At 62.5% G+C, this 25,564-nt stretch carries 27 protein-coding genes; 14 read left to right on the forward strand and 13 right to left on the reverse strand.

What is annotated here, in order from left to right:
* Window positions 1–228: 228 nt before the first annotated feature.
* From proS to KUV51_RS15440, 6 genes are all read left to right on the forward strand, one after another.
* Window positions 229–1,566: a proline--tRNA ligase gene (gene proS, locus KUV51_RS15415; protein WP_218463064.1), complete on the forward strand. Its 1,338-nt coding sequence runs from the start codon at window positions 229–231 to the stop codon at window positions 1,564–1,566.
* 13 nt (window positions 1,567–1,579) lie between these two features.
* Window positions 1,580–2,581, forward strand: coding sequence for a serine hydrolase domain-containing protein (locus KUV51_RS15420; protein ID WP_222522398.1), 1,002 nt, complete (start codon window positions 1,580–1,582; stop codon window positions 2,579–2,581).
* Window positions 2,578–3,084, forward strand: a complete 507-nt coding sequence (locus KUV51_RS15425) for a DUF2937 family protein (RefSeq protein ID WP_218463062.1) — start codon at window positions 2,578–2,580, stop codon at window positions 3,082–3,084. Before KUV51_RS15420 ends, KUV51_RS15425 begins: the two co-directional genes overlap by 4 nt.
* Before the next feature lie 51 nt (window positions 3,085–3,135).
* A complete protein-coding gene (locus KUV51_RS15430) occupies window positions 3,136–4,422 on the forward strand; it encodes a lipoprotein-releasing ABC transporter permease subunit (RefSeq protein WP_218463061.1) in 1,287 nt (428 codons plus the stop codon).
* The gene (locus tag KUV51_RS15435) at window positions 4,415–5,113 is read left to right on the forward strand and encodes an ABC transporter ATP-binding protein (RefSeq protein ID WP_218463060.1); all 699 of its coding nucleotides are present in this window, start codon (window positions 4,415–4,417) and stop codon (window positions 5,111–5,113) included. The genes KUV51_RS15430 and KUV51_RS15435 overlap by 8 nt, the downstream gene beginning before the upstream one ends.
* 63 nt (window positions 5,114–5,176) lie before the next feature.
* Window positions 5,177–6,163 (forward strand): Ldh family oxidoreductase, encoded by a 987-nt coding sequence (locus KUV51_RS15440; RefSeq protein WP_218463059.1) that lies wholly within the window; start codon window positions 5,177–5,179, stop codon window positions 6,161–6,163.
* On the opposite strand, the gene KUV51_RS15445 is transcribed toward KUV51_RS15440, so the two are convergent.
* Both KUV51_RS15445 and KUV51_RS15450 read right to left on the reverse strand, forming a co-directional pair.
* The gene (locus KUV51_RS15445) at window positions 6,160–6,594 is read right to left on the reverse strand and encodes a DMT family transporter (protein WP_218463058.1); all 435 of its coding nucleotides are present in this window, start codon (window positions 6,592–6,594) and stop codon (window positions 6,160–6,162) included. The genes KUV51_RS15440 and KUV51_RS15445 overlap by 4 nt on opposite strands.
* 24 nt (window positions 6,595–6,618) lie before the next feature.
* Window positions 6,619–7,299, reverse strand: a complete 681-nt coding sequence (locus KUV51_RS15450; protein WP_255553508.1) for a hypothetical protein — start codon at window positions 7,297–7,299, stop codon at window positions 6,619–6,621.
* A 1,108-nt stretch (window positions 7,300–8,407) separates the two neighbouring features.
* On the opposite strand from KUV51_RS15450, the gene KUV51_RS15455 reads away from it, so the two are divergent.
* Both KUV51_RS15455 and KUV51_RS15460 read left to right on the forward strand, forming a co-directional pair.
* Window positions 8,408–8,911 (forward strand): hypothetical protein, encoded by a 504-nt coding sequence (locus KUV51_RS15455; protein ID WP_222522399.1) that lies wholly within the window; start codon window positions 8,408–8,410, stop codon window positions 8,909–8,911.
* A gap of 71 nt (window positions 8,912–8,982) precedes the next feature.
* Window positions 8,983–9,270, forward strand: coding sequence for a hypothetical protein (locus KUV51_RS15460; protein ID WP_218463055.1), 288 nt, complete (start codon window positions 8,983–8,985; stop codon window positions 9,268–9,270).
* On the opposite strand, the gene parE is transcribed toward KUV51_RS15460, so the two are convergent.
* From parE to KUV51_RS15480, 4 genes are all read right to left on the reverse strand, one after another.
* Entirely contained in the window at window positions 9,267–11,222 is a 1,956-nt protein-coding gene (gene parE / locus KUV51_RS15465) for a DNA topoisomerase IV subunit B (protein ID WP_218463054.1), read from the reverse strand. The two genes, KUV51_RS15460 and parE, sit on opposite strands and share 4 nt — an antisense overlap.
* Window positions 11,223–11,285: 63 nt before the next feature.
* On the reverse strand, window positions 11,286–11,960 hold the full coding sequence (locus tag KUV51_RS15470; protein WP_218463053.1) for a lipase family protein: 675 nt from the start codon (window positions 11,958–11,960) through the stop codon (window positions 11,286–11,288).
* 71 nt (window positions 11,961–12,031) lie between these two features.
* Entirely contained in the window at window positions 12,032–12,895 is an 864-nt protein-coding gene (locus tag KUV51_RS15475) for an alpha/beta fold hydrolase (protein WP_218463052.1), read from the reverse strand.
* Window positions 12,895–14,184 (reverse strand): alpha/beta hydrolase family protein, encoded by a 1,290-nt coding sequence (locus KUV51_RS15480; RefSeq protein WP_218463051.1) that lies wholly within the window; start codon window positions 14,182–14,184, stop codon window positions 12,895–12,897. The genes KUV51_RS15475 and KUV51_RS15480 overlap by 1 nt, the downstream gene beginning before the upstream one ends.
* A gap of 195 nt (window positions 14,185–14,379) precedes the next feature.
* Between KUV51_RS15480 and KUV51_RS15485 the strand changes: the two genes are divergently transcribed.
* From KUV51_RS15485 to KUV51_RS15495, 3 genes are all read left to right on the forward strand, one after another.
* Window positions 14,380–15,006 (forward strand): DUF1007 family protein, encoded by a 627-nt coding sequence (locus KUV51_RS15485; RefSeq protein ID WP_218464877.1) that lies wholly within the window; start codon window positions 14,380–14,382, stop codon window positions 15,004–15,006.
* Entirely contained in the window at window positions 14,994–15,884 is an 891-nt protein-coding gene (locus KUV51_RS15490; protein WP_218463050.1) for a nickel/cobalt transporter, read from the forward strand. Before KUV51_RS15485 ends, KUV51_RS15490 begins: the two co-directional genes overlap by 13 nt.
* A gap of 83 nt (window positions 15,885–15,967) precedes the next feature.
* Window positions 15,968–17,365, forward strand: coding sequence for an MATE family efflux transporter (locus KUV51_RS15495; protein ID WP_255553506.1), 1,398 nt, complete (start codon window positions 15,968–15,970; stop codon window positions 17,363–17,365).
* A gap of 16 nt (window positions 17,366–17,381) precedes the next feature.
* Here the strand turns inward: KUV51_RS15495 and KUV51_RS15500 are convergent, their stop codons facing one another.
* The 3 genes from KUV51_RS15500 to KUV51_RS15510 form a co-directional block, all read right to left on the reverse strand.
* On the reverse strand, window positions 17,382–19,082 hold the full coding sequence (locus KUV51_RS15500; RefSeq protein WP_218463049.1) for a calcium-binding protein: 1,701 nt from the start codon (window positions 19,080–19,082) through the stop codon (window positions 17,382–17,384).
* Between the two features lie 168 nt (window positions 19,083–19,250).
* Window positions 19,251–19,667, reverse strand: coding sequence for a hypothetical protein (locus KUV51_RS15505; RefSeq protein ID WP_218463048.1), 417 nt, complete (start codon window positions 19,665–19,667; stop codon window positions 19,251–19,253).
* Window positions 19,668–19,680: 13 nt separating this feature from the next.
* Window positions 19,681–20,883: a pyridoxal phosphate-dependent aminotransferase gene (locus KUV51_RS15510; RefSeq protein WP_218463047.1), complete on the reverse strand. Its 1,203-nt coding sequence runs from the start codon at window positions 20,881–20,883 to the stop codon at window positions 19,681–19,683.
* Window positions 20,884–20,973: 90 nt separating this feature from the next.
* On the opposite strand from KUV51_RS15510, the gene KUV51_RS15515 reads away from it, so the two are divergent.
* The 3 genes from KUV51_RS15515 (at window position 20,974) to KUV51_RS15525 (ending at window position 22,231) form a co-directional block, all read left to right on the forward strand.
* Entirely contained in the window at window positions 20,974–21,372 is a 399-nt protein-coding gene (locus KUV51_RS15515; protein WP_218463046.1) for a multiprotein-bridging factor 1 family protein, read from the forward strand.
* Window positions 21,365–21,631, forward strand: coding sequence for a succinate dehydrogenase assembly factor 2 (locus KUV51_RS15520; RefSeq protein WP_218463045.1), 267 nt, complete (start codon window positions 21,365–21,367; stop codon window positions 21,629–21,631). The genes KUV51_RS15515 and KUV51_RS15520 overlap by 8 nt, the downstream gene beginning before the upstream one ends.
* A gap of 78 nt (window positions 21,632–21,709) precedes the next feature.
* Window positions 21,710–22,231: a MarR family winged helix-turn-helix transcriptional regulator gene (locus KUV51_RS15525; RefSeq protein ID WP_370630849.1), complete on the forward strand. Its 522-nt coding sequence runs from the start codon at window positions 21,710–21,712 to the stop codon at window positions 22,229–22,231.
* Window positions 22,232–22,234: 3 nt separating this feature from the next.
* Here KUV51_RS15525 and KUV51_RS15530 read toward each other — a convergent pair whose 3' ends face one another.
* The 4 genes from KUV51_RS15530 to KUV51_RS15545 all read right to left on the reverse strand — a co-directional run bounded on the left by KUV51_RS15530 (window position 22,235) and on the right by KUV51_RS15545 (window position 25,561).
* Complete coding sequence (locus tag KUV51_RS15530) at window positions 22,235–22,987, reverse strand: DUF1194 domain-containing protein (protein ID WP_218463044.1); 753 nt, start codon at window positions 22,985–22,987, stop codon at window positions 22,235–22,237.
* On the reverse strand, window positions 22,984–23,712 hold the full coding sequence (locus tag KUV51_RS15535; protein WP_218463043.1) for a DUF1194 domain-containing protein: 729 nt from the start codon (window positions 23,710–23,712) through the stop codon (window positions 22,984–22,986). The genes KUV51_RS15530 and KUV51_RS15535 overlap by 4 nt, the downstream gene beginning before the upstream one ends.
* Window positions 23,679–24,107: a VOC family protein gene (locus KUV51_RS15540; RefSeq protein ID WP_218463042.1), complete on the reverse strand. Its 429-nt coding sequence runs from the start codon at window positions 24,105–24,107 to the stop codon at window positions 23,679–23,681. The genes KUV51_RS15535 and KUV51_RS15540 overlap by 34 nt, the downstream gene beginning before the upstream one ends.
* Window positions 24,108–24,178: 71 nt before the next feature.
* Complete coding sequence (locus KUV51_RS15545) at window positions 24,179–25,561, reverse strand: surface lipoprotein assembly modifier (protein WP_218463041.1); 1,383 nt, start codon at window positions 25,559–25,561, stop codon at window positions 24,179–24,181.
* Between the last annotated feature and the right edge of the window lie 3 nt (window positions 25,562–25,564).

Here is a 25,564-nt window from a genome sequence, read left to right on the forward strand (position 1 = left end):
TTTGGCCGTGGCTTCAAGGGGCTTGGTGTCACGCCTGACCCAAAGGCGCGCTGACGCGCACTGCATTTGTTTGGGGGCATCGCCATTGTCTCTCGGACCAATGGCGTTCCAATGGCAATCCCCGTCGCTGCCGCGACTCCCCGGGATTTTTTCAAAACAGAGAAGGGGACATTGCGGGCGTTTGGGCTTTGTCCTAATCAGGGCGAAATGTTCTGAGGGAGCGCGATCATGCGTTTGAGCCGTTATTTTCTGCCCGTGCTGAAGGAGAACCCGAGCGAGGCGCAGATTGTGAGCCACCGTCTGATGCTGCGCGCAGGCATGATCAAGCAGGCAAGCGCCGGCATCTATTCCTGGTTGCCGCTGGGCTTCAAGGTGCTGCGCAAGCTGGAAAATATCGTACATGAGGAACAGGTGCGCGCGGGCCATATCCCGATGCTGATGCCCACGCTGCAATCGGCGGACCTCTGGCGCGAAAGCGGGCGCTATGACGACTACGGCCAGGAAATGCTGCGCATCAAGGACCGGCACGATCGCGACATGCTCTATGGCCCCACGAACGAAGAGCTCATCACCGACATCTTCCGCGCCCACGTGGGCAGCTACAAGGACCTGCCGCTGACCCTTTACCACATCCAGTGGAAGTTCCGGGACGAGATCCGCCCGCGCTTTGGCGTGATGCGGGGCCGCGAGTTCTTTATGAAAGACGGGTACAATTTCGACCTGACCAAGGAAGACGCGTTGCACGCCTACAACCGTCATCTTGTCAGCTATCTGCGGACATATGAACGCATGGGGCTCCAGGCCATTCCGATGCGTGCCGACGGTGGGCCGATTGGAGGTGACTACACCCATGAATTCCTTGTGCTAGCCGAAACGGGCGAGAGCGAGGTGTTCTATGACAGCGCCGTCACCGATCTGACCTTTGGGGATCGGGATATCGACTATGATAGCGTCGAGGAGTGCCAGGCGGTTCTGGAAGAATTCACTTCCAAATACGCCCGCACGGACGAAACCCATGACGAGGCGCTGTTCAACGACATCCCCGAAGACCGCCGCCGCGTCGCACGTGGCATCGAGGTCGGACAGATCTTCTATTTCGGGACCAAGTATTCCGAAGCGATGAACGCCGTTGTCCAGGGTCCGGATGGCAAGCAAGTGCCTGTGCACATGGGATCGCACGGGATCGGCGTCAGCCGCCTAATGGGAGCGATCATCGAAGCGAGCCACGATGACAAGGGCATCATCTGGCCCGAGGGGGTCACGCCCTATCACTGCGGGATCGTGAACCTGAAACAAGGCGACGAAGAAGCGGACGCCGCGTGTGATGCGCTCTATGCCAGCCTGACGGCGCTCGGGCTCGAGCCGCTCTATGATGACCGGAACGAGCGGGCAGGGGGCAAGTTTGCCACCATGGACCTGATTGGCCTGCCCTGGCGCATCACCGTCGGCCCGCGCGGGCTCAAGAACGGCGTGGTCGAACTGACCTCGCGCCGGACGGGCGAAAGCGAAGAACTGCCGCCCGAGGCAGCGGTGCAGAAAGTGGCGGAGATCTACGCGGGGTTGTGATAACCTGATGGCAATGCAGGCGTTTCTCAGATGGGTGACCTGCGCGGCCCTCGTATCCGCGCCGACTTTACCGCACGCGGGCGAAGAACCCTCGGCGATGCATCAGGCTTTGGAAAGCGCCTTCGTCGACTGGCTGGGGTCCAACGGCACCACTGGTCTGATCGGCGCGAGTGTCCGGGATACGAACGGCAGCTGGCAAACCCACCGCCACATTACGCGCGCCGACACAGGTGCAACGGTCGCAGATCTGGCGAGCGTGTCGAAGTCGATCACCGCCGTCTGCATGATGGACCTTGTGGACGACGGCCTTGCCGATTGGTCCAACCCGCTGCACAACTTCGTCGAACCCGCGCCTGACGTCACCTTGGGCGAGCTGGTCACGCACACCTCCGGCATCGGTCCGGACGTCACCCAGATCGCGATGCTGGGCTGGTTGGGCCAGACGGCCGGTGACAGCGGCCATTTCAGCCGCCAAGTGCTCGACCTCGTCAACGCACGGGGAGAGCTGGGCGGCACGCGAGGCCAGTACAACTACAACAATGAAAACTACGCGATCCTCGGGCTCGCGATCGAAACCATCACGGGCCAGCCGTTCTTTGAGGCCTGCGCAGAGCGACTGGAGCTGCCAGCCAGCATTCAGCCCGGCCCCGAAAGCGGCGTGTTCCAGCCCTGGGGCGGCCTCGCGTCGGACGTGGATGGTTACCTGCAGTTCATGCAGACGCACTTTGGAGAGGGCAGCCGGATTGCATCTGACCCCTTTGCCCTGCCGCATGTCGCCTTGGGCGGAGGAGCCTACTACGGCATGGGCATGGTGTTCCGCCCCTTCCGCGACAGCTACAACTTCTGGCACTTCGGCGCGCTCTGTTTTCCCAATCGACTGCGCACCGGCAGCTTTGCGGTGATCTGGGAGGGCAAGGTCGGTGTCCTTGCGATGTATGACGAATGCATCGACGAGGGGGCAATGGGCGATCTGGATGCGACGCTGAGCGCTGCGGTGTTCGGAGACCGACCATGATCCTGCGCGCCGCCGTGCTGGCCGGTGGTGTCATCGGCGGCGCAATGGCCTCGCAATTCCCCGAGTTTTCCCAGCAATACCAGCAGCGGCTTGGCGGCGCCGTCGACGCGCTGGCCGAAGTGGTGGCCGATTTCGACGCCTCGGCCCAAGCGGCGGGCCTCACCCGCGAAAGCGCACTGGCCGAGATGCAGGGCACTGCGTTTCTCGACCGCCGCCGGTCCGACATGGTGCGCACCTTTGCCCGCTATGACCGGCTCAGCGCCGATCTGGTTGCGCTCGAAACAGCCGGGCCCTTCATGCGTGCCTACCATGCGGCACATTCCACCGATACTGAGGTTGCAAGCGCCGCGCTGAGCGCGTTCAAGCCTGCCGTGCCCCTCACATTGGCCGGTGCGATTTTTGCTCTCGCGGGGTTTCTGGTGGGCGCTGCGGCGATCTCCGCGGTTCTCAAACTCCTGCTCTGGCCTTTCGCTGGACGGCGACAGACCGCGCGCGGGACTTGACCTCGGCCCCTGACCTGGCCACATCTCCCAAAGCCCGAGCAGGAGCCGTAAATGGCCAGACAGACAGCCCCCTTTGCCCCGTTTGAGTGGATGATCGCATGGCGCTACCTGCGTGCCCGCCGGGCCGAAGGCGGGGTCAGCACCATGACCTGGATCAGCCTGATCGGCATTACGCTCGCCGTCTTTGCCCTGATTGCCACGCTGGCCGTGCGCTCTGGCTTCCGGGCAGAATTCGTGGACACGATCCTCGGCGCCAACGCCCACGTGACCGTCTACAACATCGGCGAAGTGACCGAGACGGGGCGCATCAACCGCACAATTTCCGACTACGACGCACTCGCCGCGTCACTGGCCGAAGTTCCAGGCGTTGTCCGCACCGCGCCGCTGGTGCGGGGGCAGGTCATGGCCAACCTGCGCAGCCGCAACGCGGGCGTGCAGGTCTTTGGTATGAGCGCTGAAAACCTCGCCGGACTGCCCCGCATCGCGGACCCGGAGACATCGCAGGGTGATATCGCACGCTTTGAGCAGGGCGTCGCCATTGGCTCGGGCGTCGCACAGGAGCTTGGCGCGCAAGTGGGCGATCGGATCAAGCTGATTTCGCCCAACGGCGTGCGCACCGCCCTTGGCACCAGCCCGCGCATCAACGCCTACGAGGTAACCTATATCTTCTCTGCCGGGCGCTATGACATCGACCGCGTCCGCGTCTACCTGCCGCTGGCCGAAGCACAAAGCTTCTTCAACCGCGAGGGCGTCGTGGACGAGATCGAGGTGATGGTGGATGAACCGGAATCCATCGACCAATACCTGCCCGGCCTTCTGCAAAACGCAGGTGAACGGGGTCAAGTCTGGACATGGAAAGACGCCTCTGGCGGCTTCCTCCGCGCGCTCGAGGTCGAGGACAATATCATGTTCATCATCCTGTCCATCCTCGTACTGGTCGCAGCCATGAACATCGTCTCGGGCCTGATCATGTTGGTCAAGAACAAGGGGCGCGACATCGGCATCCTGCGCACCATGGGTCTGACCGAAGGGTCTGTGCTGCGTGTCTTCTTCATCTGCGGATCGTTCACCGGGATCATCGGCACGGCGATGGGAGTGATCCTTGGATGCCTCTTTGCGATCTACATCGACCCGCTCTTTGCACTGGTAAACCAGATCATGGGCGGTGGCGTGTGGGATCCGTCCATTCGCGGCATCTACGCGCTGCCAGCCGAGTTGCACCTGCGCGATGTGCTCAGCGCCGTCGCTCTGTCGCTTGGCCTGTCCTTCATTGTCACGATCTTCCCCGCGCGCCGCGCCGCCCGCATGAACCCGGTGGAGGCCTTGCGCTATGAGTGATGCGGTCCTGTCGCTTTCGGGTATCACCAAGTCCTACAACAAGGGGCTGCCGGGGCAGGTCGATGTGCTGCGGGGCGTCGATCTTCAGGTGCAGCGGGGCGAGGTCGTGGCTCTCGTCGCCCCCTCGGGCGCGGGCAAGTCCACACTCCTGCACATCGCCGGGCTGCTCGACACGCCTGATGCCGGGACAGTCACGTTGCACGGCCAGAACCTGACCGACCAATCCGACCGCCGCCGCACGCTTGCCCGCAGGGCGGAGGTCGGGTTCATCTACCAATTCCACCACCTGCTGCCCGAGTTTTCGGCCCTCGAAAACATCGCGCTGCCGCAATTGGCTGCGGGCACGTCGCGTGCCGATGCGGATGCGCGGGCATTGGAACTACTTGAAAAGGTCGGCGTCGGCCATCGCGCGACCCACCGACCTGCCGAACTGTCAGGGGGCGAACAGCAGCGCGTCGCCTTTTGCCGCGCTCTTGCCAATGGCCCGGCGTTGCTCCTTGCGGATGAGCCCACGGGCAACCTCGACCCGGCCACGTCGGATCAGGTCTTTGACGCACTGATGGGCCTCGTGCGCGACACCGGGCTGTCGGCGCTGATCGCCACGCACAATCTCGATCTAGCCCAACGCATGGACCGCACTGTCAGGTTGGATACGGGCCTACTTGTCACCGGAACAGCAGCGCCCGCTTGACGGCTGCAGTTCGGTTTGCTCTGTCTGGACCCCGCAGTATGGGCTGCTGGGGACAGAACAAACATGACGGCAATCACTCAGGCCGAAATTGAACGCACCGTGCAGGCAGCGCTGATGGCGCATGGGGCAGGGGCCTTTCCCGCGGCCGAGGTCGCGCGCGCCGTCGCGCAGGCCGAAGCACTTGGGAACCGCATCTGCGGCCTCTATTACCTCGAAAGCTACTGCCAGCAGCTACAGACGGGCCGGGTCCAAGGGGACGTCGTGCCTGTGGTAAGCGCCCCACGGCCCGCGACGGTGTATGTTGACGCGCTGATGGGGTTTGCACAGCCTGCCTTTGCCTATGGGCTGGCCCCCGCTCTCGACGCCGCACGCCAATACGGCATCGCCAGCCTCGCCGTAGGTCACGCGCACACCTGCACGGCGCTGGGTTACTTCACAGAACAGATCGCACGCGCGGGCGTCATCGGGCTTGGCATGACCAACGCATCGCCCATCGTGGCACCGCCCGGCGGCAAGACAAGGATGATCGGCACCAACCCCATCGCGTTCTCCGTCCCCGATGGTCACGGCGGGCTCGCCATGCAGTTCGACCAATCCACCACGACCGTGGCTTTGGGCAAGATCACCATGGCCAAGGCAGCCGGGCAATCGATCCCCGAAGGCTGGGCCGTGGATGCTGACGGCAACCCCACAACCGACCCCGAAGCGGCGCTGGCCGGATCGCTGGTCTCCACAGGTGGGCCCAAGGGCTGGGGCTTTGGCCTCATGGCCGAGCTTCTGACCGCAGGCCTGACAGGCGGCGTGCTCAGCCGCGATGTCAAACCGCTCAAGGCGCCGGAGGGGCCGCCGCACGACCTTGGCCAATACTACATCCTGATCGACCCCAGCGCGTCGGGCGCGTTCATGGACCGGCTGGAGCAGTTCCAAAACTACCTCTCCGAAGACCCCGCAGGCCGGATGCCGGGCCAGTTGCGCAACCCCGCGGACCCGGTGGAGGTCGACCCCGCAGCCTGGGCACAGGCCTTGGCGCTTGCGGGCAGGGACAGCTAGGCCAACTGCGTCAGCCACACCCCGGCCGCCATCAAGGCGATCCCGCCCATCCGCGTCGCGCTCAAAACGGTGGCCTGCGCACCGAACAGGCCGAAATGGTCAATCGCCGCGGCCGAGATCAACTGACCGAGCAGCACGAAGAACACGGCATTGCCCACCCCGAAATGCGGCGCGATGTAAGTGATGCTGAGGACGTAGAAGGCGATCAGCACGCCCGCCAACAGCAGATGCTTGGGGGCAGCGGCTACCTTGGACAACCCCTGCGCCCCCGTCAGGACAAAGACGGTGGCCGCCGTGCCAAAGGCGATGATGAACAGGATCGTGGCCGCAGCAGCCGGGCTGCCCAAACGGGTGCCAAGGGCGGCGTTCAACGCGGCAAGGATCGGGATGCCGATCCCGGCCAAAAGCATGATCAGGGCATATTGGGCCATGGAACTCCTCCGGGTGGTGATGGCTCAGCCGCAGATGCCCTTCACCTGCACCCCGTCCCAGGGCAGCAGCACATCGTTCTGACGGGACTGAGGGAGGGGGGACACGGGCATCGACTGTGAAATCAGAGCGTGCAGGCGCTTGGTCCGGTCCCCCTGCGGGTCAAGGGCACGGCAGCACACGAACTCTTCCACGATCGAGCCCTGCTGCTCGAACCCGAAATCCAGAAAGCGGCGGCTGCCCGACACGTCGAACAGATAGGGATCATCGCTAAACCGATGCTCACGGGCGGCGCGCAGCGGCGAATATCCCGTCACCTCCCGGTTCTGCCACTGCCAAACATGGGTCAGCTCATGGGCGAGCAGCATGGCCGCGATCAGGTTGATCTCACCCGGATAGTCCGGAACATAGTCGTCCAGATACCAGTCCTTGTCGAACAGTACAGTCTGCCACAGGGCCACGGCCGCCGGTTTGGCGGTGACGATGTCGGTGGTGGGCGGCGGCAGGATGCGCTCGCGACAGGTCGTGCGGGGGCGCGCCTTGCGCTTGAAAGTCACGGCGCGCGTGGGTGCGCCATCCACCAGCCGCACACGCGCATGGTTCAGTTGATCGCCATGAATGGTGCTGGCAAAGGCCCGCTCGGCATCCGTCAGGGGACGGCCGCAACCGGCCAGAAGCATCAGGATCAGAAGGGCACGCAGGATCATGGTCGCAGTAGGGGCCAGATCGGGCCGGGGATCAAGACAGGAAACCGCAGATGGGCGCACGAAGCCGTCGCATCTCCGTGATCAGAGGTGATGAAAGCGGGGGTGTTTGTGTCAAAGGGGCGTCCCCACGTCTTTATCATCATCGCGGAAACACCTTCCGCGGAACGCACCGCAGGCCACCACTCACGGGTTCCCGGCCTGCCTGGAAAGGAGAAGATGAGATGGCAAAAGTCATTGTGCCGACCCTGTTCGGCTTCGCCAGCCTGATGAGCCTGTGGGCCATCGTCGGCGTCACGATCTGATGGGTTTCGCCCCCGGTTGTCTGGACGTCCCGGGGGCGACGCGCGCGGCGGAGGGTCGTTTCGTTTGTCCCCCCTTAACGAGTGTGTCCCCCGCCGCCTTCGACATGCCCCGAAGATGCCCCGGTTTGGTAAATCGTCGTTAACGAGTGAAGGGGCATATGGAAGCAACACCGGCCATGTTGGTCCGGTTGGCTTAGCGAGTACCGGCGGAGGCGAAAGCCTCCGCTGTTTTCCAGCGTACGGCGAAGCCGTGCGCGTCGCCCGGCAGCGTATCAAGCGCCAGCTCGCTGGCGCGTAACTTGGCAGCACATCGCAGCGCGATGTGTGAGAAAGCACGGAGTGATGCGCGAGAGGGTTCGTTTCAATTCTCGCCACACAAAGCACCAATCCCGTCTGATCTGCGCACCTAGGGCGGAATCAAGCCGCAGGCGCCGTCCCATCCAAGCGTACGGCAAAGCCGTGCGCGTCGCCCGGCAGGCGATTTTGCAGAAGCAAAATCTGCCGAGAGGGGCCGGGCCGATCTACGCACCCAGGGCGGAATCAAGCCGCAGGCGCCGCCCCATCGCCGGGTCAGCGGCTTTGCCGCGTCATTCGGCAGCGTATCGCAAAGCGATGCGCGAGAGAAACGCCCCCCGGCACGGCGATATGGTTGATGATAGCGCGTCGTTCAGATCGAAGATGTGCTTGGCCGCCATAAAGCGTTGCTGCGGAGAGGTTGGTTCGCCGCACCGCGTCCCGTCGATGGGCGTATCCTAAAAACATGTAATTCGCTTGCGGATAACTCAAAAATACCAAATCAATATAGTATGGGTTTCTGGAATAATTTATATGATTGGCCGGGCTATGATTTCTGGGGTGTCTTGCTGGCTCTTGTCGGCTTTGCAGCATCCATTTCGTTTGCACGCTCGGCAAGTAGCAAAGCGTCTGCTGCAAAGTCAGCAGCATTGGAAGCAAAACGTAATCTAGTATTGGTCGACACGGTCGGACAGTTGAGAACCACGGAACAGATATTAACAGAGCTAAGGTTACGATTGGACCAGCCTCAATGGCAACTTATCAGTGAGAAATGTGGACTCATCCGGTCAAGTCTGGCGTCCATCCTTCGCGGCCAAACTATCCGCCTTCCTGATGCTGTGAAGGAAGATTTGCTTTCAATCCAAGGTCAGATAACGAACTTGCAAGAGGAGGCTGACAAGGCTGCACACACTGACGCACCGGTAAACATAGTCAAAGCCAAAAGGGCATTGGCAGGGTGTTTGGAGACTGTTTCTGGGGCAATCCGTGAGCTTTCTGAGTCAGAGGAGATGTAAAAAATATGAGCCCAAATAACAAATGGACAAAGCTGACCCGACTCCTTCTTTCACGGACGGAGTCAGGAAAAATGAGTTGGAAACCGACCTCAACTGTAAGTGAATATCAGGCTGTAATTGACGATTTCGTCGTCGAGATCGAAGGTTTCGATGACCACGTTGAAGTGCGGCTTCGCGATGTAACCGGTACAACTATCGATCAGTTTTCTGATGGCGATTTAGTTGAAGAGTTCTACCAAGACTCATGGAAGAAGACACTTCTTGCATTTGTCTCCAAGCTGGACCGAAAAGCCTCGGGCGCGGATCAGGCCTTGGATGAGCTTATCAGCAAACTGGATGATGACGAAATACCATTCTAAACATCCAACTCCTCCACAAACCGCGCGTTCTCCTGGATGTACTGAAACCGCATCTCAGGCTTCTTGCCCATCAAACGCTCGACCAGATCGCCGGTCTCGCCCGGTTCATCCTCGTCGATCGACACGCGGATCAGTTTGCGTGTCTCGGGGTTCATGGTGGTGTCTTTCAGGTCCTTCGCGTCCATCTCGCCCAGACCCTTGAAGCGCGACACGTCGATCTTGCCCTTGCCGCCCAGACCACGCTCCATCAGATCGTTCTTCTCGGCCTCATCAAGGCAGTAGACACGGCGCGCACCTTGCGTCAGCCGGAACAGCGGCGGGCAGGCCAGGTACAGGTGCCCCGCATCGATCATGGGCCGCATCTGGGTGTAGAAAAAGGTCATCAACAGCGCCGCGATATGCGCGCCGTCCACGTCGGCGTCGGTCATGATGATGACCTTGTCATAGCGCAGATCATCCAGGTTGAACTTCGCCCCCAGCCCCACGCCAAGTGCCTGCGTCAGATCGGAAATCTCGGCGTTCGACCCCAGCTTGGACGAGGCCGCGCCCAGCACGTTCAGGATCTTGCCGCGCAGGGGCAACAGCGCTTGCGTCTTGCGGTCCCGCGCCATCTTGGCTGAGCCACCCGCGCTGTCGCCCTCGACAATGAACAGCTCGGTCCCGTCGCGCGACGTCGCCGAACAATCCACCAGCTTGCCTGGCAGCCGCAGTTTCTTTGTGGCCGACTTGCGCGCGGTTTCCTTCTCCTGCCGACGGCGCAGTCGCTCCTCGGCCCGCAGCACCAGAAAATCAAGGATCGCACCCGCCGACTTCGTGTCCGCCGCCAGCCAGTTGTCAAAGTGGTCGCGGACGGAATTCTCGACCATCCGCTGGGCCTCGACCGTGGCGAGCCGGTCCTTGGTCTGGCCCACGAACTCAGGCTCACGGATAAAGCAGGACACCAGCGCACCGGCCCCGGTGGTCAGATCCTCGCGCGTGATGGTGCCCGCCTTCTTGTTGTTGACCAACTCGCCATAGGCCTTGATCCCCTTCAGGATCGCCGCCCAGAATCCGGCCTCATGCGTGCCGCCCTCGGGCGTGGGCACGGTGTTACAGTAGCTCTGGATGAACCCGTCGCGCGACGGCGTCCAGTTGATCGCCCACTCGACCTTGCCCGGCACCTGGAACTTCTCGAACGACACCGACCCGGCAAAGGGGGCGTCGGCATAGGTGGTCGCCCCGCCCAGCGCCTCGGTCAGGTAATCGGACAGACCGCCGGGAAAGTGGAACGTCGCCTCGCGCGGCGTCTCGCCGTCGTCGATGCCGGATTTCCAGCGGATTTCCACGCCCGAGAACAGATAGGCCTTCGACCGCGCCATCTTGAACAGGCGGGCGGGCTTCAGCTTGAGCGACCCAAAGATCTCCGCATCGGGGTGAAAGGTGACGGCTGTTCCCCGCCGGTTAGGGGCCGCGCCCACCTTCTCTAGCTTGCTCTGCGGCACACCACGGGCAAACTCCATGGCATAAAGCTCTCGGTTCCGCGCCACCTCGACCCGCAGATGGTCGGACAGGGCGTTCACCACCGAAGAACCAACGCCGTGCAGACCACCCGACGTCTCATAACTGTCGCCCGAAAACTTGCCACCCGCGTTCAGCGTGCAGAAGATGATCTCTAGCGCCGATTTCGACGGATCCTTCGGGTGCGGATCGGTTGGGATGCCGCGGCCATTGTCGCGCACCGACACATGGCCGTTCTCGTGCAGCTCCACCTCGATCCACGTGGCATGACCGGCAACTGCCTCGTCCATCGAGTTGTCGATGATCTCGGCCACCATGTGGTGCAGCGCGCGGTCATCCTTGCCCCCGATATACATGCCGGGGCGCAGGCGCACGTGCTCCATATCCTCCAACACCTGGATCGAAGATGCGTCATATTCCGAAGACTTGGGTGTCCCGCTCAGAAGGTCGGTCATGGCAGCTGCTCTTTGTTGGTTGGCAGCCACTATGCCAGACCGGATCAGACGGGGGAAGAGTGATCAGGCAGGCCAGTGGGTGCCCAGATGGCCTGCTGCCTGTTGCGCGGTCACCATCTCCTGATACCGGTCCATCTGGTGATCAAAGCGCAGGAACCTGCGCTCCCCTTCACCGGCATGGACCTCGCCCAGATGCTGGAAGCTCCCGGGCAGGTCACAGACCTTGTCGTCATTGCGGTTCAGGCACAGGCATTTCGAGGCTGGCGCCGGTTGCACGATCCCGCGCGTCACCCGCGGTGCGGCAAAGGCGATGCCGGGAACATCATGTGTGCGCACAAGGATCTGCGTGGCCGCCGCCCCCAGCGAATGGCCGATGATATATTTCGGACGGTAGCGTTTCACCTGCATCCAGTCGGCAATCACCTTGGCATGGCGCATGAACCCCTGATGCCAGATCACATCGTGCGCCCCCCACTTGTCGGTCAACTCGTCGTTCAACCGGTACTTCTTGCCGCCAAAGTTCAGGACCCGCAGGTTGAACTTCACGTAATCCCCGACCGAGTTCGAGCCCGGGATCAGCAGGATGTTCTGCTTCAGGAACACCGCCTGCACGTGGTTCTTGTCCAGCTTGTCCTTCACGCTCGCATCCAGTGATGTGCGGGGCGGGCGGCGTTTGAACAGAAGGTAAGAGGCTTCGACCATCTGGGCCGCGCGTGCAATGTCGTATCTATGGGTCACTGAAATCGTCCGTCGCTGCAAAATATGCACACGACTATGACGCGAACGGATGCGTCTGTGAAGCCTGTTGGCTAGCCCAGCCACTCCCGTACGATCCGGGCAACCTCATCCGGTTTCTGATGCAGCAGCCAGTGATCTGCGCCATCCACATGGGCGCGGGTCAGGTCGGGGGCAAACTCCTCCAGACCCTCGGTCGACACCGGCAGCAGGGCCGTGTCGCCTTCGGCCCAGATCAGCAGGTGCGGACATCTCACCTTCAACCGGTCCAGCGGCAGATCGGGCATGTCCACCGGCGCACCGGGGTCCGCCACCATCAGCGGAGAGGCGCGGTACCAGTGGATCATCCCCTTCAGCCCGGATTCGCGCCAAACAGCCTTGTAGGCGTCCAACCGGTCGCCATGCAGCCACGACATGTCCATCTTGGCTGAAAACAGCTGCAACAGCTTGTCGAAATCGTCCGCGGCCAGCGCGTCTTCCGATCCGGGACTGCGCAGGAAGTTGATGTATTGCGACGCTTCCGACTGCGCACCTCCGGCTGCCATGGCCCGTTGAAACGGCACGGGATGCACACCGTTGGCAATGATCAGGTGCGACACGAGCTCAGGGCAGAACATCGCAAGGCCATAGGCCACCGAAGCCCCCCAATCGTGGCCCATGACAATGACCGGACCCTGATCGCCGATCAGGGCCGCCATATCGCCGACCAGCTTGGACGTGGCATAGGCGCCAACGTCACCCGGGGCATAACTCGCCCCGTATCCACGCTGATCCGGTGCAATGCAGTAAAACTGGTCGGACAGCCGTGTCGCAACCTCGTCCCACGCGCCACCATATTCGGGAAAGCCGTGCAGCATCAGGATCATCGGCAGCGACGGATCGCCCCAACTGCGGACCGTGAACTCGTGCCCGCCCAATGCGCGGGTCGTCACCTGCATCACTGACCCTTGGGCAGGGTCTCGAACCGCAGACCTTTGGCCGTACGCGGGGCAAAGCCCTTCCAGTAGGTATGGTCCTCGGTCGGCTCGCCCGCATCATCGACGGCTACGATCCCGTCAGCGGCGTTGGGCACCAGCTCAAGGTACTCCGCCTTCTCGGCATCCTCCTTCAGGTGCAATGCGAAAAAGGCGGTCGCGAAATGCTGCGCGATGTTGTTCATGCGCGTCGTGTCCCACACTGCGTCGGCGTAGTGATCAAACGGGGCGAACTCCAGACCTTCGACCGGCTCCCAGCTTTCGATGGGCGCGGGCATGGGCGCAGCGGCGTTGTGATTGGCATAGTCAAAGGTCAGCAAATGCCGATCCGTGCCCTCGGCACCCGCGAAAAAGGCGCGCATCGCATCATAGACCGACACGTCGTCATCGCTGCCGGCCATGAACAGCGTCGGAATACGCAGATCGGCAACGCCGCTTGCGTCCCAGAACCCTGCATTGTTGCCCCAGGGGCCGATGGCGACAATCGCCTTGACCCGTGAATCCATCAAGGCCTCGTGGCTCTCGGACTGTTCCAGATGGGTCTCCAACAAACCGTTTGGCGCGCCCCAGCTGAACTCTGTCGAGGCTTGAGTCACACCCGCCCCTCCAAAGATCAGGGCGCCATAGCCGCCCATGGAGTACCCGATGACACCGGTATTCTCGGCGTCGATGATATCGCCAATAGGGCCGTCGAGACCCGCCATGTGATCAAGGACAAAGGCCTGATCGAGCGGACGGTTGTAAAGGGTGGAGCCAAAGGCCGCCTGATCGGAATACAGGCTGTCCGTGTGGTCGATGGACACGGTGACGTAACCCTTCGAGGCCAGGTTCTCACCCAAATGGCTCATCAGGTAGCGGTTGCCGGGATAGCCGTGGCTGATGATGACCAACGGATAGCGGGTGCCGCTTGCCGGGGTTGCATCACGGGCGGCTCGACCGGTCAACGTGACTTCTGTTGCACCGTCACGCAGCATCGCGGTGTATGAGCCACCCTGTTCGGTGCCTTCCGCCGCCGGATACCAGACTTCCAGCGTCAGGGGGCGGTCGTATCTTGGGATGACACCCTCGTCGACATTCAGCACATCGACACTGTCCGGGATCGTCACCTCGAGGGTTTGCACACCGATGGGCAACGGGCCGTAAGGTGCAAGTTCAGGGGCATCAGGCCGGATCTGGTCAATCGGATTGCCTGCAACGCCACCAGCCGCAAGAGTTGTGGCAAGGGCCAAAGCAGGGGTGCGAAGCGCAGTCATCAAGAAATCCTTTGGCAAATTCAACCTGTGGTAACACGTTCGTAAACGATAACGCCACTGTGACAGAGCTATTTCCGAGTGCAAGCAGTGTCTCGTGCTGCAATCCTGGGATGCAATGCAGCGCAGCTTCGCGCAGATGGCAGATCGGGGTTGAGGCCGCACCCGCCTGCGCCTAAGTCTGGTCTCATGCGGTTCATGCGCTCACTCGCCCTCGCGTCGGCCATTGCCTTGCCCGCCACCATGGTGGCGGCACACCCACATGTGTTCGTGGACACGAAACTGCGGGTGGTGGTTGGCGATGACGGTGTCTTTCAAGGGGTCGAGGTGCAGTGGACCTATGACGACTTCTATTCCCTGCTGCTGCTGACCGATTATGGTCTCGACAATGATGGCGATGGTCGCTTGACCGAGAACGAGCTGCGGCGTCTCGATGGGTTCGACCTGCAGTGGATCGCCGGGTTCGAAGGTGACAGCTACGCGCTTCGGAACGGCAAGACGGTCAAGCTCGGCAAACCGCAGGGGCGCGGGACCTCGGTAGAAGCGGGGCGGATCACCACCGTGCATTTCCGGCCGGCCAAGGCAACAGCGGACGGTCTGGTGCTCAAGGCCTACGACCCGACATTCTACACGGCCTACGATCTGATCGGCCCCGTTGCGGTCGAAGGGCCATGCAACGCCGCGATCCAGCCTGCCGACCTGGATGCAGCCTACACCCTGGTCGAGGAGTTGCTCTACGCCACCCCGTCAGCAGAGGTCGAGGATGCCTATCCAGAGGTGGGTGAAGCCTTTGCCGACACGGTCACGCTGTCATGCTCTGGCTGAGGATCGGCGTTCTTCTGACCGTCGTTGCGGCACTGCTCTGGCTCTTCGGCTTTGGCGGTGCTTCGGACATCGGTCAATGGGCCGCGGCGCAACAGCGTGACGCGCAGAATGCGCTGGCGGGCGGGCTGCGCGCGGTCCGTGCGGGCGAGCCGGGGGCCTGGCTCGGCCTGATGGGCCTCTGCGGCGCATACGGCTTCTTCCACGCTGCGGGGCCGGGACATGGCAAGCTGGTGATCGGCGGGTATGGCGCGGCCGAGCAGGTGACGGCCTGGCGGCTGTCATGGCTCGCCGTGGCCTCGTCTCTGGCGCAGGCGCTGGCGGCGATTGTCCTCGTGACACTCGGCGCCTTTGTGCTGGGCTGGGGACGGACGGAAATGACGGATACCGCCGAAAAGGTGCTTGCGCCCGCAAGCTATATCGCGATTGCGCTTGTTGGGCTGTGGCTGGTGGTGCGCGGCCTGCGCCGCGCGCGTGGCGCGCGCACGCACGCGCACGAGATCGATGATCACGGGCATTGCAGCACCTGCGGCCATGCACATGCGCCAACGCCGGCGCAGGCAGCGGCGGTAACGTCCTGGCGCGACGCAGCGGCCATCATCGGCTCCATCGCGATCCGGCCCTGTACGGGGGCGGTCTTCCTCCTGATTCTGTGCTTCGGCCTCGGCATTCCGCTTGCGGGGATTGCCGGAGCCTTTGTCATGGGCCTTGGCACAGCCAGCGTGACGGTGCTGGTGGCGCTCGCCGCCGTCGGGGCACGCCAATCGACCTTTGCAGGTTGGTCCGGGGCAGGGGCCGTGCGCGCCATGGGGCTGATCGAGGTCGTGGCCGGTGCCCTGATCGCCCTGATCGCCACGACGCTGGTCCTGCCGCTGCTCTGATCGACGGCCCCGAAGGGCGGCATCCCGTCACCAGCATCACGCGAGGTCTTCACTTGCTCAAAAAGCAGGCGTAAGGGTGGAGCATGTCCACCCAGCAGATGTCATATCTGGCCCACACACGTGCGGTCCTTGTCCTCGGTCTGCCGCTCATCGGCGGGCATCTCGGGCAGGTGGCGATTGGCGTGACGGATACGGTCATGCTCGGCTGGTACGGGGTGGAGGAACTCGCGGCGCTCGGGGTCGCGGGCAGCTTGTTTTTTGTTCTGTTCCTGATGGGGTCCGGCTTTGCCTGGGCGGTCATGCCCATGGTGGCCTCCTTCCATGCGGAAAGGGACGAGACCAACCTGCGGCGCGCCACGCGCATGGGGATTTGGCTGAGCCTCGGCTTTGCCGTGCTGGCCCTGCCGGTGATGTTGATGTCCGAACGGGTACTCTTGGCACTGGGGCAGACCGAACAGGTGGCGGCACTTGGGGCCGACTACCTCTCCATCGCGGGCTGGGGGATCGTGCCCGCGCTGATGGTGATGGCGATCAAGAGCTATCTTGCTGCCCTCGAGCGGACGCAGATCGTGCTCTGGATCACACTGATCGCGGCGCTGGCCAATGCGCTTGCGAATTACGCCTTCATCTTCGGCAATTGGGGCGCTCCGGCCTGGGGTATCGCAGGGGCTGCCGTGGCGTCGCTTGTGACCCAGTTCGTGATGCTGGCGGGGATCGTCGGTTACGCGCTGATCGCACTGCCGCAACACCAGCTGTTCAAGCGCTTCTGGCGCCCCGATTGGGAGATGCTGGGCCGGGTTTTCCGGCTCGGCTGGCCCATCGGGCTGACCAATCTGAGCGAAGTGGGCCTCTTTGCCGCCTCCGCATTCATGATGGGCTGGCTGGGAACGATCCCGCTTGCGGCCCATAACATCGCGCTGCAATTGGCCTCGATCACGTTCATGGTGCATCTGGGGCTCAGCAACGTGGCGACGATCCGGGCAGGCAACGCCTATGGGCGCGGCGACCTCGACCACATGCTGCGCGGCGCACGCACAGTCATTGTGATGAGCCTGGCCATGGCGCTGGCCACGATCATCCTGTTCATCGCGCTGCCCGAGCCGCTGATTTCCCTGTTCATGGAACGGGACGAGCCAGCGCGGGACCAGATCCTCGAGATCGGGATTGTCCTTCTGGCCCTCGCGGCGCTGTTCCAGCTTGTGGACGGGGCGCAGGTGATTGCGCTGGGGCTCTTGCGCGGGGTGCAGGACACGACTGTGCCCATGGTGCTGGCGGCAGTCTCCTACTGGCTGGTGGGCATGCCCGCGTCTTACGTTCTGGGCTTTGTTCTGGGGTGGGGCGGGGCAGGGGTCTGGCTGGGCCTCGTGCTGGGGTTGGCCTGTGCCGGTGTCGCACTCATGTGGCGCTTCTGGGCTGTATCGGTGCCTGCTCTGCGTCAGCCGAAGCGCGCGGCGGCGGTCTCCACCCCGCAGGCGGGGTGAAGACCAGCGTTCGCAGTCACAAAATGAAGTCTGCCGCTTCGACTGCGTTTACCCATTCAAGCTCGATCATCTCGTCGGCATTGCCATCGCCATCGCTGTCGATCTGCACGAAGTCCCCGTCAAACAACACTTCGGCCTGCGTGCCCGAGAACGTGTCCCCCTCGACAAAGGTCAACCCGCCGAATGCAGTCAGATCCAGCTTGTCGATGATCGACGTAAAGCCGCGGATCACGTCCATCGACGCCTCGGTCACGCCGCTGTCACCGGGATTGAAGACAAATATGTCGCGTGCTTCGATGTCCTCGTAATCCAGCAGCACATCGGCACCGGCACGCCCGGCGATGACATCCTCGCCATTGCCGCCCGACACGGTGTCATTGCCCTTGCCGCCCGACAGCGTGTCGGCCCCGTCACCGCCATGCATGTCATCGGCGCCATCACCGCCCGACAGGCGGTCATCGCCCGCATCCCCGCGCATGCTGTCATTGCCGCCATCGCCGATCAGACGGTCATCATCATCGCCGCCGCGCAACGTGTCGTTGCCTGATCCGCCAAAAAGACTGTCGGACCCTTCCTGCCCGCCAAGCGAATCGTCGCCCGCCGCGCCCAGCAAGGTATCGTTGCCCAGACCGCCATTCGCCGTGTCATCGCCCGAACCGGCATCAATCCGGTCATTGCCCGCCGCGCCATAGGCGTCGTCGTCGCCCGCGTTCATCCATATGTTGTCGTTTCCGTCGCCACCATCGGCCCGGTCGTTGCCGCGTCCGCCGAACATACGGTCATCGCCTTCGTTGCCCCAGACACGGTCATCCCCGTCGTCGCCCGCCAGAAAGTCATCGCCGGTGCCGCCAGAAACGGTGTCGTCATCGTCACCACCGCGCAGCGTGTCATTCCCGGCATCGCCATAAAGCTTGTCTTCACCGGCGCCGCCTTCGATCCGGTCCTTGCCATCGCCACCCCCGAGGGTGTCGTTCCCGTCCTCGCCGTACAGCCGGTCATGGCCCGCGTCGCCGTTCATTTGGTCGTTGCCCGCGCCACCATAGAGACGGTCATTGCCGTCACCACCACCGGCGCGGTCATTGCCGTCGCCTGCATAGATGCGATCATTGCCGGCATCCGCCCAGATCCTGTCATCTCCGCCCCAGGCCTGAAAGATCTCATCATGGCCGATGGCCAGATCAAAGCTGTAATGGCCCGAATGCAGGGTTTCGCCCTCTTCGGTGCCATAGACACGGTTCTGGCCGTTGACGAAAAAGTTCATCCAACCGGCCACATCCTCGACCGTCTCGTTGGCATCGCCGTCTTCGTTCTGGAACCGGCCGTCCACAATGGCAAAGCCCACGTGATAGATGGCGTCCGCAACGGTGTCTATGAAATCTCGCCCCTGAAAGATGTAAGCGCCGCCGTCGCCCTGGACCAGGTGAAACCCGGTTTCGAGATTGCCCTCATCATCGCCGTGGCCTTCGATGAAGGACGCGTAGAGCGCGGGATTGGCGCGGATATGCGCCGACAAAATGACAAGATCATCCGGCGTCAGCTTGCCATCCCGATTGACGCCGGTGGCTGCTATCGCCTGCGCAATGACGTCGTTCATCTGACGGGCGGCGTTGGCCCCCTGCTGTATCTCTGACGGAATGACATTGGCGATCAGACCGGGATCGGCTTCGGTCAGCTCGGTAATGGTTTCAAGGGACAAGGGGGGTGTGATGGCTGGCATGACGCTGGCTCCTTTGTTCGTACACGTTCCGCCCCTTGCATACGCCAGCTCTGACACGAAGCGAGGTGAGCGCAGCGTTCCGGTATCGGCGGAGTTCCGTCGAAAACCGGCGAAAACTACACATAACTTCGGTCGGGAATTGCCGCACGCAAACGGATGCGCACGGGGTCAGGACGCGGAGCCGTTTCCCTTGATCAGGCGGTCCGCCTTTTTACGCACCAGCACCGACCGCAGATCGTGCATCGCCAGCAGCAGCGCGTCGGTGACATTCTCCAACTGCTCATCCGTCGCCCGGCTTTGCGCCCATTGGGTCGTCAGGTTCAGATAGTCCACCGCCCGGTGAATGTCGTCGATGTCACGATGGGCCAGCACCTCGGCCCGGTCCTCCATCCACGCCTCGATCCGCGCCAGATCATCAGGTGACAGTGTTCGGTCACCATGGGGCTTGATCTCGCCATTGCGGATATTCACGACCGCGATCTGGTCCATCTCGATGCGGCGCTGGCGGTTCTCGGTGTCCACCCGAAACACAGCAGCGCCGTTCTCACGCACACGGAAGTAGTAGTCAGGAAGCTCCGCGCCCATTGCCCGTCCCTCGTTATCTCAGCCCCGCACAGAAGGTCTGGATGCGGGTGCAGGCCTCTTTCAGGGCCTCGTCGGACGTAGCGTAGCTGACGCGAAAGTTTGGCGATAGCCCGAATGCGGCACCAAAGACGACGGCAACGCCGGTCTCTTCCAGCAGCGCGGTGCAAAAATCCTCGTCATTCTCGATCTTTACGCCCCCGGCCGAGGTCTTGCCGATGCAGCCCGCAATCGACGGATAGACATAGAATGCCCCGTCCGGCACCGGGCAGGCGATGCCCTCGGCCGCGTTCAACATCTCGACCACCAGATCGCGGCGGCGTTTGAAGATTTCATTGTTGGGCGCGATGAATTCCTGCGTCCCGTTCAGCGCCTCGACGGCTGCGTGCTGGCTGATCGAACAGGGGTTCGAGGTGGATTGCGACTGCACCTTGCGCATCGCCTTGATCAAGTCTTCGGGTCCTGCGGCATAGCCGATGCGCCAGCCGGTCATGGCATAGGCCTTGCTGACGCCGTTGACGGTCAGCGTCCGGTCATAGAGGCGCGGTTCGATCTGGGCAGGGGTCGTGAACTCGAAATCGTCATAGACAAGATGCTCGTACATGTCGTCCGTCATCACCCACACATGCGGGTGCCGCATCAGTACATCGGTGATCTCTTTCAACTCCTCGCGGGTGTACCCCGCGCCCGTCGGGTTCGAGGGCGAGTTGAAAATCAGCCACTTGGTCTTGTCGGTGATGGCGGATTCCAGCTGATCGGCGGTCAGCTTGAACCCGGTCTGCAGTGACGCCTCGGCAATGACGGGTGTGCCGCCCGCGAGCAGGACCATGTCCGGATAGCTGACCCAGTAAGGGGCCGGGATCACGACCTCGTCGCCTTCGTTCAGTGTCGCCATCAGCGCGTTGTATAGGATCTGTTTGCCGCCCGTACCCACGGTCACTTGCGCGGTCGTGTACTCCAACCCATTGTCGCGCTTGAATTTATCGACGATGGCCTGCTTCAGATCTGGAATGCCATCGACCGGGGTATACTTTGTTTTGCCAAGCGCGATGGCCACCACGGCGGCGTCCTTGATGTTCTGCGGCGTATCGAAATCCGGCTCACCCGCGCCCAGGCCGATGATATCCTTGCCCTGCGCTTTCAGGGCAGCCACCTGGCCCGTGAGGGCGACAGTCGGGGACGGTTTGACGCGGTCGAGTGTCGCGGAAAGGAATGTCATGTTGGCCTCTGGGTGCTAGCGCGGTATCCAGCCCCTCATAGGCGGCACCTCGGACGCGATCAAGCGCAACGCCAAAAAGGAGACGACCCTATGGACGATCTACAGGACTGGTACAGCGCCGACGCGGCAACCTTTGGCGACCGTGTGGCAGGCGCGCGCGAACAGGCGGGCATGACGCAAAAACAGCTCGCCAAGCGGCTGGGCGTGCGTCTTGCGACCCTCAAATCCTGGGAAGACGACCTGAGCGAGCCCCGCGCCAACCGCCTGTCGATGATGGCTGGTCTGCTGAACGTCTCGATGATGTGGCTGATCAACGGCGAAGGCGAAGGGCTCGACGCGCCGGTGGAGGAAGAGCCGCTGACCGCAGACATGCGCGACCTGCTGACCGAAGTGCGCGACATGCGCTCCGACATGCTGGCGCGGGCAGAGCAACTGGGACGTCTGGAAAAGAAACTCCGCGCCGCAATGCAGGCCCCCGCTGATGTCTGACGAACCGCGCGAACACCGGCTCAAACGGCTGCACATGCGCTCCATGCGCCGCGGGATCAAGGAGATGGACCTGATCCTGTCGACCTATGCGGGCCGTCATCTGTCGGGCATGACGGATGCCCAGCTTGATACCTATGACGCGATGCTGAACGAAAACGATCAGGATCTCTATCGCTGGGTCACGGGTCAAGAGGCCGCGCCGGACCATATCGCAGCCCTGATCGAAGATGTCTCACGCACGTTTCAGCCCGAAAAATAAGGGCTCTGCTGCACTTAACTGAATATTTCCGAATCATCCCCATCTTCTGATCCGAGCAGATCAGGTCGGAGAAGACGGATGAGCATTCAGGACCCCATTGGCCAGGTCCCCGGGATGGCCGAACGAAACGCAGCGAACGCGGGCTTCATGGTCGGGTATCTTGAGGCGCTGTCGCTGGTGGAGCGGTTGCACAGGTTGCTGCTGGACGTCATCAAGGACGAATTCGAACGTGTCGGGGTGCTGGAAATCAACGCGGTGCAGGCGCTCTTGCTGTTCAACATCGGCGATAACGAGGTGACGGCGGGCGAGCTGAAAAGCCGCGGCTACTACCAGGGCTCCAACGTCAGCTACAATCTCAAGAAGCTGGTCGAAATGGGCTACATGCACCACCAGCGGTGCGAGATTGACCGCCGCTCGGTGCGCGTCAAACTGACCGAAAAGGGGCGCAAGATCCGCGACGTGGTGAACGAATTGTTCCTGCGCCATGCCGAAGGGCTGCAATCCAAGGGGGTGCTCGGCCCCGAGGGGATCATCGACATCACCGCATCGCTCAAGCGGATGGAACGGTACTGGACGGACCAGATCCGCTATATCTACTGACCGCTACTTTGACGACGGGTCTGCATCGGGCACACGGGGCAGGGGCCCCTTGCCCAGAATGATCGTTTCCAACTCGCGCTCAAGTTTGCGTGCCATCGCAGCGGCATAGTCCTCGAACCCCAGCGCCGTTTCGACAAAGCTGTCAGAGCCGACGATGACGTTGTTCTGGAAATAGGCGGACAGGCTCGAAATCTCCGCCTGCCGCGCGTCACCGAAACTGGGCGCGTCCGCACCAATGACCAGCGCATTGATCGTAATACCGGTGGGCGCCACTTCCGGCTTCACATCCACCGGCCTGATGCCCAGGTTCGACTTCCCGTCCCCAGAAATATCCAGCGTCAGCTTCCAGCAGTCCGACCGGTCCATCAGATGCGCCACACCCTCGCGCATGGCGAGGCCCAGTGCCGTGCCCGGGCTGGCCTGCCGCCGCTTGGTCGCGCGCAAATGGCCGATGACGGCATCAAGCGCAGGCGCGCTGTCGATGTCGGTCCACGGCAGGATCACGGCAGGGTCTTCCGGCCCGCTCCATTCGTAGACCAGCAGACTGACCGGCGCAGATGGCATCTGCAATAGAGCCTGCCGCACCCGTCCGCTGTCCAGTGCCTCGGCCAGCCCCTCCATCTGCAACTGATACTCCAGCGCATCAACCGACCCCGACACATCAAGCCCCAACGCCAGCGCCTGCCGACAGGCACCATGCGCACTGGCACCGATCATCGCCGCACAACAGGCCATGATCAGCGCGGCGCCCCTCATCCGCCGCGCTGTCCGGTGTCGAGACTGCCAATGATGGGCGGTGTCAACTCGCGCTCCAGCTTGCGGCGCATTGCGCGTTCGTAGTCTTCGAACCCCTGCGCCACTTCCAGAAACGCACCGGGGCCACGCAACACTTCGCTCTGGTAAAACTCGATCAGCATGGTTTCCGACGTAAACTCGGCCGCATTCACCACCAGCCCGTTCACCGTCACCTCGTCAAAGGCGAACTCGCGATAGGCAAGCTGCGGCCCGAACCCTTCGTTGTTCTGACCGTCACCTGCCATGTCGATGGTGCGGTACAGGCATTCGGGCGCCCTCGCGAGCATCTCGGCGCCAAAGCCCAACGCATAGCCCATGGCGGTCGGAAATTCGTTATGCGACCGCTTGCTGGCCGCCACGGTCTCGGCGGCATCAAGCAAGGTGGCGGGGCTGTCGATCAGCGTCCAGTCCAGCACGACCTCCTGATTGTAGCGGCCCGACCATTCATACACCGCCAGCGCCACCGGCGCGTCGACGGCAAAAAACGCGGCCCGCACCTCGGGCGCCGTCAGCGCGGCCACCAATCCGCCGCGCTGCAACTGGTCCTCTGTCGCATCGACAGAGGACGACACGTCCAGCGCCAAAAGCAGCGCAAGTCTGCACGCCGCGGCAGGGGACGCCGCAACGCACAAGGCCAGGCAGGCCGCGGTTCTTACCAATGGCCCGTGTTTTCCATGCTGGCCCATGGCTCCTGCGCGGGCAGGGCATCACCGGCCTGCAACAGCTCGATCGAGATATTGTCCGGCGACCGGACAAAGGCCATGTGGCCGTCGCGCGGCGGGCGGTTGATGGTCACACCATTGTCCATAAGGTGCTGACACATCTCGTAAATATTGTCGACGCGGTAAGCGAGGTGGCCAAAATGACGGCTGTCGCTGGGCAACTCATCGTCGCCATCCCAGTTATACGTCAACTCGACCGGGCACTCGGGTTGATCGGGCGGCGCCATGAAAATCAGCGAAAACCGCCCGCCTTCACTGTCGTGGCGCCGGGTCTCTTCCAGCCCCAACAGCTTGTAGAACGCCATCGAAGCGTCCAGGTCCTTCACCCGAACCATTGTGTGCAGATAGGTCAAAGCCATGGGGGAGGTCTCCGTCAAACTGTGATTGTTGACGCTAACCTAGCATAGCGCCCGGCGGGCACCAGCGCCTCTCAGAACTTTGATTGGATCCCAAGCGTGATGGTCGTCTCATCGGTCTCGAACCGGTTGACGTTCGAGGTCCGGCGCCCCGTCCGCACGCGAATGGTCGGAGCAAAGCCCGCAAAGTCATAGTCCTTGAAGAACAACGACACGTCACCATAAAGGCTCTCGTCCTGTCGCCCGCCCTGCACGGTCCGGACCAGCCGGTACTCATCGTAATCGGTGTAACCCATCGTCAGGCCGGTCGAGATTTCCATCGGGCCCAACTGCTTGCCAAAGGTGTAACTCGCCCGCACGCTGGCCGTCTGATACGCGGCGTTGACAAAATCGCCCGCAATATCCTGCACCGTCAGTCCGACGCTGAACCGGTCGCCCCGCTCAAGCTTGTGGCTGTAGGTTGCACCAAGTGTCAGCACATCCAGATCGCGCAGATTGGTGCGGGTCGAAAACCGCCGCTCGGCGGCACCGCGCAGCGTCAGGCGACCCACATCGCCCATCTTCAGGCTCCGGCTCAGCGACAATTTGGCAAAGTCATAGGACCGGTCGCCCCCGAACCAGCTTGCGCCCACGGCCCCACCGACCGTCACAAAGTTGCCGCGCTGGCCCAGGGCAAACGTATGTTCGACCCCGGTCTCGGCATAGGTCGACCCGAAGTCGCTGTTGCGCAGGTCGGGCACGCTGGCTTGTGCTTCGTCACTCAGATCGACACGCCGCGTGTAGACGCGGCCCGTTGCGGTGGTCTGGCTCTTTTCGGACTGCGCAACTCTGTAGCGCAGATGCACGTCGAATGTACCGACAATGCCGTCAAGGGCACGCGAGCTGGGTCGAAAGACGCCCAGCGTCGGCACGCCGTTGATCACCTCGAGCACGTTGTCGGTGCCGTTGTTCACATTGTCTGACGGGGCCAGGGACATGTTGATGTTGAAGCGCAGCGGGTTGGCTGCGCGCACACGGCCATAGTCCTGCGCCAGCGCTTTCTCCTGTGCATCCGTATCTGCATGGGTCGCGGCCAGTCGCAACCACCCTTGCGACACGGTGGGCCGTTTCTGCTGAAACGCCACGCTGGCTGCGGTGCGCGCAGCACCGAACTTTTGTTCGGGCGTTTCGCTGTACTTGTAGGACAGGCGCGCAGCCGCCCGGGCCAGTTTCGGATCGTTCAGCCGCGAATGCGCCGCGGCCAGCACCCCGTAGGCGTAGGCATCCTCCGGATCGGTGCGCACCAGAACCATGGCCACGTCACGCGCCAGGTCAAACCGGCCCGCATACAGCGCCTGCCGTGCCAGAACCCGCGCCTGTTCGATGCTGAAGGTTCGGGTGTCGTCAGAGGACTGTGGGTCCGTGGCCCCCGCCGACGCCCAGAGCGTCAGCAAGGCACCAACAAGCGCGCGCTTCATCGG

The organism is Tateyamaria omphalii, assembly GCF_019802125.1.
GTDB classification, from domain to species: domain Bacteria; phylum Pseudomonadota; class Alphaproteobacteria; order Rhodobacterales; family Rhodobacteraceae; genus Tateyamaria; species Tateyamaria omphalii_B.

Excerpts from the sequence above, each read along its gene's own strand:
- KUV51_RS15425 (WP_218463062.1), top strand. The coding sequence starts at position 2,578 with ATGATCCTGCGCGCCGCCGTGCTGGCCGGTGGTGTCATCGGCGGCGCA.
- KUV51_RS15475 (WP_218463052.1), bottom strand. The coding sequence starts at position 12,895 with ATGCAGGTGACGACCCGCGCATTGGGCGGGCACGAGTTCACGGTCCGC.
- KUV51_RS15450 (WP_255553508.1), bottom strand. The coding sequence starts at position 7,299 with ATGATCCTGCGTGCCCTTCTGATCCTGATGCTTCTGGCCGGTTGCGGC.
- KUV51_RS15525 (WP_370630849.1), top strand. The coding sequence starts at position 21,710 with ATGAGCATTCAGGACCCCATTGGCCAGGTCCCCGGGATGGCCGAACGA.
- KUV51_RS15490 (WP_218463050.1), top strand. The coding sequence starts at position 14,994 with ATGCTCTGGCTGAGGATCGGCGTTCTTCTGACCGTCGTTGCGGCACTG.
- KUV51_RS15455 (WP_222522399.1), top strand. The coding sequence starts at position 8,408 with ATGGGTTTCTGGAATAATTTATATGATTGGCCGGGCTATGATTTCTGG.
- KUV51_RS15540 (WP_218463042.1), bottom strand. The coding sequence starts at position 24,107 with ATGGCTTTGACCTATCTGCACACAATGGTTCGGGTGAAGGACCTGGAC.
- KUV51_RS15515 (WP_218463046.1), top strand. The coding sequence starts at position 20,974 with ATGGACGATCTACAGGACTGGTACAGCGCCGACGCGGCAACCTTTGGC.
- KUV51_RS15480 (WP_218463051.1), bottom strand. The coding sequence starts at position 14,184 with ATGACTGCGCTTCGCACCCCTGCTTTGGCCCTTGCCACAACTCTTGCG.
- KUV51_RS15445 (WP_218463058.1), bottom strand. The coding sequence starts at position 6,594 with ATGGCCCAATATGCCCTGATCATGCTTTTGGCCGGGATCGGCATCCCG.
- KUV51_RS15535 (WP_218463043.1), bottom strand. The coding sequence starts at position 23,712 with ATGGGCCAGCATGGAAAACACGGGCCATTGGTAAGAACCGCGGCCTGC.
- KUV51_RS15460 (WP_218463055.1), top strand. The coding sequence starts at position 8,983 with ATGAGTTGGAAACCGACCTCAACTGTAAGTGAATATCAGGCTGTAATT.
- proS (WP_218463064.1), top strand. The coding sequence starts at position 229 with ATGCGTTTGAGCCGTTATTTTCTGCCCGTGCTGAAGGAGAACCCGAGC.
- KUV51_RS15435 (WP_218463060.1), top strand. The coding sequence starts at position 4,415 with ATGAGTGATGCGGTCCTGTCGCTTTCGGGTATCACCAAGTCCTACAAC.
- parE (WP_218463054.1), bottom strand. The coding sequence starts at position 11,222 with ATGACCGACCTTCTGAGCGGGACACCCAAGTCTTCGGAATATGACGCA.
- KUV51_RS15440 (WP_218463059.1), top strand. The coding sequence starts at position 5,177 with ATGACGGCAATCACTCAGGCCGAAATTGAACGCACCGTGCAGGCAGCG.
- KUV51_RS15520 (WP_218463045.1), top strand. The coding sequence starts at position 21,365 with ATGTCTGACGAACCGCGCGAACACCGGCTCAAACGGCTGCACATGCGC.
- KUV51_RS15530 (WP_218463044.1), bottom strand. The coding sequence starts at position 22,987 with ATGAGGGGCGCCGCGCTGATCATGGCCTGTTGTGCGGCGATGATCGGT.
- KUV51_RS15485 (WP_218464877.1), top strand. The coding sequence starts at position 14,380 with ATGCGCTCACTCGCCCTCGCGTCGGCCATTGCCTTGCCCGCCACCATG.
- KUV51_RS15505 (WP_218463048.1), bottom strand. The coding sequence starts at position 19,667 with ATGGGCGCGGAGCTTCCTGACTACTACTTCCGTGTGCGTGAGAACGGC.
- KUV51_RS15545 (WP_218463041.1), bottom strand. The coding sequence starts at position 25,561 with ATGAAGCGCGCGCTTGTTGGTGCCTTGCTGACGCTCTGGGCGTCGGCG.
- KUV51_RS15495 (WP_255553506.1), top strand. The coding sequence starts at position 15,968 with ATGTCCACCCAGCAGATGTCATATCTGGCCCACACACGTGCGGTCCTT.
- KUV51_RS15500 (WP_218463049.1), bottom strand. The coding sequence starts at position 19,082 with ATGCCAGCCATCACACCCCCCTTGTCCCTTGAAACCATTACCGAGCTG.
- KUV51_RS15430 (WP_218463061.1), top strand. The coding sequence starts at position 3,136 with ATGGCCAGACAGACAGCCCCCTTTGCCCCGTTTGAGTGGATGATCGCA.
- KUV51_RS15420 (WP_222522398.1), top strand. The coding sequence starts at position 1,580 with ATGCAGGCGTTTCTCAGATGGGTGACCTGCGCGGCCCTCGTATCCGCG.
- KUV51_RS15510 (WP_218463047.1), bottom strand. The coding sequence starts at position 20,883 with ATGACATTCCTTTCCGCGACACTCGACCGCGTCAAACCGTCCCCGACT.